Annotated in this window: 7 protein-coding genes; 1 reads left to right on the top strand and 6 read right to left on the bottom strand. The window is 30.6% G+C overall.

The annotated features are described in order from the left end of the window. On the bottom strand, positions 1–269 hold a 269-nt coding region (locus QZV68_RS06860; RefSeq protein WP_296879861.1), incomplete at its 3' end, for a hypothetical protein. Between the two features lie 266 nt (positions 270–535). Continuing rightward, positions 536–1,396 (bottom strand): DUF1002 domain-containing protein, encoded by an 861-nt coding sequence (locus QZV68_RS06855; RefSeq protein ID WP_296879859.1) that lies wholly within the window; start codon positions 1,394–1,396, stop codon positions 536–538. A gap of 265 nt (positions 1,397–1,661) precedes the next feature. On the opposite strand from QZV68_RS06855, the gene QZV68_RS06850 reads away from it, so the two are divergent. Further along, positions 1,662–2,462 (top strand): DUF169 domain-containing protein, encoded by an 801-nt coding sequence (locus QZV68_RS06850; protein ID WP_296879857.1) that lies wholly within the window; start codon positions 1,662–1,664, stop codon positions 2,460–2,462. Between the two features lie 44 nt (positions 2,463–2,506). Here QZV68_RS06850 and QZV68_RS06845 read toward each other — a convergent pair whose 3' ends face one another. The 4 genes from QZV68_RS06845 to QZV68_RS06830 all read right to left on the bottom strand — a co-directional run bounded on the left by QZV68_RS06845 (position 2,507) and on the right by QZV68_RS06830 (position 5,955). After that, the gene (locus QZV68_RS06845) at positions 2,507–3,247 is read right to left on the bottom strand and encodes a 3-oxoacyl-ACP reductase family protein (protein WP_296879855.1); all 741 of its coding nucleotides are present in this window, start codon (positions 3,245–3,247) and stop codon (positions 2,507–2,509) included. A 217-nt stretch (positions 3,248–3,464) separates the two neighbouring features. After that, on the bottom strand, positions 3,465–4,277 hold the full coding sequence (locus QZV68_RS06840; RefSeq protein ID WP_296879853.1) for a tetratricopeptide repeat protein: 813 nt from the start codon (positions 4,275–4,277) through the stop codon (positions 3,465–3,467). A gap of 230 nt (positions 4,278–4,507) precedes the next feature. Further along, positions 4,508–5,314 carry a hypothetical protein gene (locus QZV68_RS06835; RefSeq protein WP_296879852.1) on the bottom strand — a complete coding sequence of 269 codons (807 nt, stop codon included), beginning with the start codon at positions 5,312–5,314 and terminating at the stop codon, positions 4,508–4,510. After that, positions 5,311–5,955: a hypothetical protein gene (locus QZV68_RS06830; RefSeq protein WP_296879850.1), complete on the bottom strand. Its 645-nt coding sequence runs from the start codon at positions 5,953–5,955 to the stop codon at positions 5,311–5,313. Before QZV68_RS06830 ends, QZV68_RS06835 begins: the two co-directional genes overlap by 4 nt. Positions 5,956–6,000: the final 45 nt, after the last annotated feature.

Below are 6,000 nucleotides of genomic sequence, written 5' to 3'. Positions count from 1 at the left end.
AACTCATCCAAATCATCATCTAAATCCAAATCAGAATCATCAAACTCATCCAAATCATCATCTAAATCCAAATCAGAATCATCAAACTCATCCAAATCAGAATCATCAATTTCGTATAATACATCATCTAAATCATAAATTATTGAATCATGAGGGTTTATGGAATTAATATCTGCATTGTCTGTAGCGTATATTGACCCTACACACATTACAAGAAGTATTGAAATTATTGAAATTTTTAATAAGTTTTTAATTTTAAAATATCTCAAAATAATTACCCCAATTTAATAATATTTATAGATTATATGTAATCCATAACTAAAATACTTTACATTTAATTTTAAAAAAAATAAAGTAAAAATGTCAAAAAAATATTTAACCATCTTCATCTGATTTTTTAAACAGCACCATGTATCGCCTGTAAATTTAATTATAATAATATATTCTTTAGAAATGGACAAATAATCAAATTCTAAAAAAAAACGGATAATTACTGCCTAAAAATAAGAAATATTCAGAAAAAAAATAAAAGGAATTAAATCCCCGCAACAAAGGATTCAATCCAATCCAACAATCCATCAAGTGAAAATCCGCTTGTTGAATTGCCACCCATAAAATCGCTTACTTGAGTTTTATAATGGTTTACATCACCTTGTACGTTTTGTACTTGCTCAATAGTGTTTGCCAAATTTTCAACATCACCATTTGTAATGTTAATATTATTGTTTTGCACCTTATTGTTAATTATGTTAACAATTGTGTCATGGTCTGTTACATTATCTTTGGAAACATCCTGTTTTACATCATCAACCAATTTTGATAATGAATCTGCATCAACCCCTGAGTTGTTCATGATTTCAGCTTGAGTTGAAATTTCATCTGTTGCTGCTTCTTTTACGTTTTCAGGAATTGTTACATCAGTTGCTTCCTCATATGAGTTCATTATACCTGCAAGAGCAGATTCACCAGTTGCAGATACAGGGCTTGTTACATAAACATGACCAGCAGTAATTCCAGCGGATTTTAAAGCTGAAATGTACATGTCACCGGTTATGGTTGTGATTTTTGATTTGTCAACACTTACCTTAAGATTGCTATTATCATTTAAATTAACCAGTGCAGATGAAAGAATTTGGCTTGAGTCATAAGTTTTTCCTGTAATTCCACCGGATATCTTATTTACCTGATCAGCAGTAATGATTTTTGAATCTGCACTATTTAAGTCCACATTTGATTGGCTTTTAAAGAAATTATCCACAATTGATTTGTAATCTGAATTTGCGTGAGTTGTCTCACCATAAGTTATTACAACGGAATTTGCTTCGCCTGAAAATCCAACAGGGATTAACATGGCGCCTATGATTAGGGCCAATATGGCCACAGTAATTTTACGCATTTTTTTCACCTCACTAAATTCCTATTTTAGATTAATCAAAGTAATATATAAATGTTTCACTTTTTTAAAAATTCTTTAAAATAATTTAGATATAAAAAAATATGTAAAAAATAAACAATGATACAATAATATATTCTAAAAATTATTCAATATAATGATATTTAAACAGAACCAATTTGCAAAATTTCACTCTTTTGAATTCATCGAAAAATTTTCCGCCAAATTTTTTTACAATAACAAACAAAATCATATTTGAGGCAATAATATGGAAAGTATAATATCAAAAGAATTGGACATGAAATTTCCACCGATCGTCTTACTTAAATCCGACAAAAAACCAGAAAATGCAATCGGTCCAAAAGCAGGAAAAGGTGGATGCGTAATGAGCTTTGTTGCACAAACAATTGCCAAAAGAAAAACAACCTACTTCGGACGAGAACACATAACCTGCGGAGGAATCTCAGTAGGTTTTGGATGGGGATCAGGTATGGCCAATGAAGATGCAATTGATTTTCAAGCATCATTCTTATCATTAGGTGTCGATTCAGCACCAGACCAGGAAGAATATGAAAAAAAACTTGAAAACCTGGCTAAGCCAACCCGCGAAATGTTCAGACATGGTGAAAGAATATATTGTGATTTTGAAACTGCAAAAAACGGCATCAAATCAAGACCAGTATATGACGAAGGAGAATATGTGATTTTCAAAGGCCTTGAAGATTTAAATGAAGAAGAAATTCCAAAATCCGTGATATTCACCGTAAATCCAATAGAGCTAACCGTGTTAATCCAGATTAATTCATCATTTAGAGACAATAATGCATGCATATTAACACCTCAAGCATCATCATGTCAGGCAATTGGAAACTTTGTTTTCAGAGAAGCTGAAAGCGATGATCCGAAACCTATCCTAAGTCCAATTGACTTTGCAGGACGATCTAAAATGAAACACTTTATACCGAATGATTACATGACAGTGTCCATGCCATGGGAATTATTTTTAAAGCTTGAAAAAGTTAGCGAAAACAGTGTTCTTCAAACTGATTTATGGAAAAAATTCAGATAATGGAACTTTTATATAAAAAATAAGAAAAATAAGGTTGAAAAACCTTATTGTAATACAAATCCACCATTAGGGGAAATAACTTGTCCAGTCAAGTAATTAGCTGTTAAAATATATTCTAAAGCACCAGCTATTTCTTCAGGTTCACCAATGTAACCAAGAGGGATTGTTGCAGCAAGTGCATTTAGTTCATCCTGATTTACACCTTTTAACATGTCAGTCATTATCATACCAGGTGCAATTGAATTAACTCTTACTTTTCTTGGAGCAAATTCCAAAGCGAGTGCACGGCACAAACCGATTACACCAGTTTTAGCAGCACAGTAATCTGCTTGGTTGATTACACCAGTCAAACCACCAACAGATGCAGTACATACAATTGCAGTATCACGGTCAACCATATATGGTAATGCCAAGTGACACATGTGCATCATACTTACAAGGTTTGTGTTAATGACCCTTTCATAGTCTTCAGGCTGTAAATCAATGAAATTGCAGTTGTTGGTAATTCCAGCATTATTTACTAATGCATCAATTTCTTCACCAAAAGCTTCAACAGTTGCATTTACTAACCTTTCACAGTCCTCAAATTTACTTACATCAGCTTGTACTGCAATAGCTTCTACACCATATTCTGATTTAATTTCTTCGACCAAATCTTCAGTTAATTTTTTGGATGAATCGCTTCTGTAGTTAATAGCTACATTGTATCCAAGTTCACCTAATTTCAAAGCCATCGCTTTACCAAGTCCTCTGGATCCTCCAGTAATAATTGCATTTTTCGCCATATAATCACCTTAATTATTGGTAATATATTTTATTTTTTTAAACATTATTAAATATTTTGAAAAATATTCAAAATTAACAGTTAAACAAAAAAATTAATGAAAAATATTTAATTACATTAAATCAAAATTGAAAAATGATTACAACATCAAAAACAAGCAAATAAAAATATACAGATAAGCCCATAAAGTCAAATATTACAGGCTTGAAAAAAAAGAATTAAAGGTTATTTTGAACCTCAACCCAAATCATTTTTGAATCATCATCCAAAGACTCTATTGAATTGGCTTTTTTGAAAAAGTTATCTGCATTTTGATAATCTTCAATATCATAATAAACATATGCTTTTCCTATATAAGCTCCAAATGACTCATTATCACGTTTTAAAATTGAATCATAAACTGCTATTGCCTCCTCATATTCTCCGTTTAATTTATAGGACCTGGCAATATCAAACCATGCATCGCAATTATTTTCATTCAATGCAAGAGATTTAACCAATTCGGAAATAGCATCCTCATATCTTCCCAAATTAATTAATGCTTGGGACTTTACATAATATGCCTGCCAATTTTTATAATTTACCTCAAGAGCTTTATCACATAGCTCTATAACCCTCATGTTAATTCTATACTTATCAGCAGGTTCATTTGAATCGAGCATGTCCAGTCTTCTTTGAGCACGCCTAACATAATCAGCATCCATATTCAATGCCCTTTTTGCATCTACAGATGATTCCTTTACAAATTCCGGAATGTCTTCAGAGTTAAATATTTCTGACTTGAATTTAGAAATTTCATCAGTAATTTCTGAAATTTGACCTGCAGCATATTCACCAACTTCCTCCAAATTTAATTCATCAATTTTTTGTTTGAATTCTGTTGAATCCAACTCTTCCAAAATTTCTTTAGTTTCATCCCTTAGAAAATCAATACCATCCGAAATTGATTGGATTAATGGAGATTCAAAGTAAATTTTATCACTGCTTCTTCTGTTGACTTTTATATCTTCTCCTTCATCATATCTTTTCATGAAAAAACACCTCCAAAAATTGTTATTTGCTAATGATATTTAGTTAAACCTATAAAAACATTTCTATTCTAAAAGATACCTAAAAAACAGATATTATCAAAATCACATCATTATAAATTAAAAATGTTAATGAACCCATTCCTAGGGTGAATTAAGCAAATGATTAAATTAAAATTTCATTGAAGTAACCGTGACGAAACGGAACTGAAAAAATTTGATGCCAAAATCGATTAATCCTTTCTATTCCTTTTAGCCAATTCTTCTAAACGGTCAAAGTCTCCGTTAATATGCTTCATCACAATAGCAACAGTCAAGGTGGCAGTACCTACACTCGATAAAACAAAACCACTCCAAACCAAAAAGATACTGTTCAATTTCCCAGGAAGTGACTTTCCCAAAACAGAATATCCATTACTTGTAAAAGCATTGGAAACCATAGCCCATGAGTCTATTGGAGAAACATTTTCCACAGCCATAGTGATTAAAAAGCTGACAAAAACTATTGAAAACAACAGCAATATAGTTATTCCCAAACTGTTTGATTCTGTATAATCTAAAAATTTATTAAAATACACTTTAATAAAGTATATAAATACAGTGAAATGGACCAAATCCAGTAACGAAAGGAAAATATTCTCGAATAATAACATACCTAATGATCCAAATGGTATCAGCAATAGTAATATAAGTTTATTCTTTAAAGAATCCCTTTCAACATGAATTGCAAGATAAATTGAAAGCAAAATATCCAACAGGATGATATAATACTCTTCATAGGACCATACATTAAATAAATATAGAATATTTACAACAAAAAGCACTATCATTATTAAGTAAAACACCTGCTTTAATGTTATTACCTCTTCATCAGGCAGGTATTCAGTAGGATTAAAGAATCGGGAGTGTTTTAAATACTGGCTTTCATTTAATTTATTGATAATGAATTTCACTACAACACATGAAATTATAAAAGCAACAGATACAACTAATAATTCGATTAATGAAAGCATAACAAACCAAAACATAACATCATTCATTCTTCAACCTCCCCTTCAATTATTTTTTCCAACCTTTTAACTCTTTTATTGAAGTGCCTTATTAAAATAGCGGCAGTCAGGGTAGCAGTACCTGCACCAGATATTATATATCCTCCCCATACTAAGAAAATACTATTTATTTTTCCGGGAATGGACTTTCCCAAAACAGCATAACCGTTACTTGTAAAAGCATTAGAAACCATAACCAATGCATCCAAAGGATTTTTATGCTCAACAATTTGAGTTATGAAGAAACTAATGAAAATAATCATAAACACCATGATAATTGTTACTCCCAAACCATTAGAATTTGTATATTCCATAAATTTATCAAAGTACACTTTAATAAAATATATGAATACTGGAATATGGAAAAATTCAATCAACACAAGTACACTAATACCGAACATTAGATATATCAAAGATCCGTAAGGAATTAACAATAATAAAATAAGTGTATTTTTTATAGATTTTTTATAGAAATTTATTGCAATAAATAATGAAACTACAACATCAAATATTGCAAAATAAAGAATATCATTTTCGGCAAATATAAATGAATATAAAACAATTATAAGACAAAATGCCATCATAAGAAGAAAATATAACTGTTTTAATGTGTGCACTTCATCTTCAGGCAAAAATTCTAATGGATTGAGAAATCTGTTGTCGCTTTGTCTAATCTT

The organism is uncultured Methanobrevibacter sp., from assembly GCF_902801725.1.
Classification (GTDB): Archaea; Methanobacteriota; Methanobacteria; order Methanobacteriales; family Methanobacteriaceae; genus Methanocatella.
This window is presented reverse-complemented; position numbering and strand designations above follow the sequence as displayed.

Coding starts and splice junctions, on each gene's coding strand:
- QZV68_RS06840 (WP_296879853.1), bottom strand. CDS start 4,277: ATGAAAAGATATGATGAAGGAGAAGATATAAAAGTCAACAGAAGAAGC.
- QZV68_RS06845 (WP_296879855.1), bottom strand. CDS start 3,247: ATGGCGAAAAATGCAATTATTACTGGAGGATCCAGAGGACTTGGTAAA.
- QZV68_RS06835 (WP_296879852.1), bottom strand. CDS start 5,314: ATGAATGATGTTATGTTTTGGTTTGTTATGCTTTCATTAATCGAATTA.
- QZV68_RS06850 (WP_296879857.1), top strand. CDS start 1,662: ATGGAAAGTATAATATCAAAAGAATTGGACATGAAATTTCCACCGATC.
- QZV68_RS06855 (WP_296879859.1), bottom strand. CDS start 1,396: ATGCGTAAAATTACTGTGGCCATATTGGCCCTAATCATAGGCGCCATG.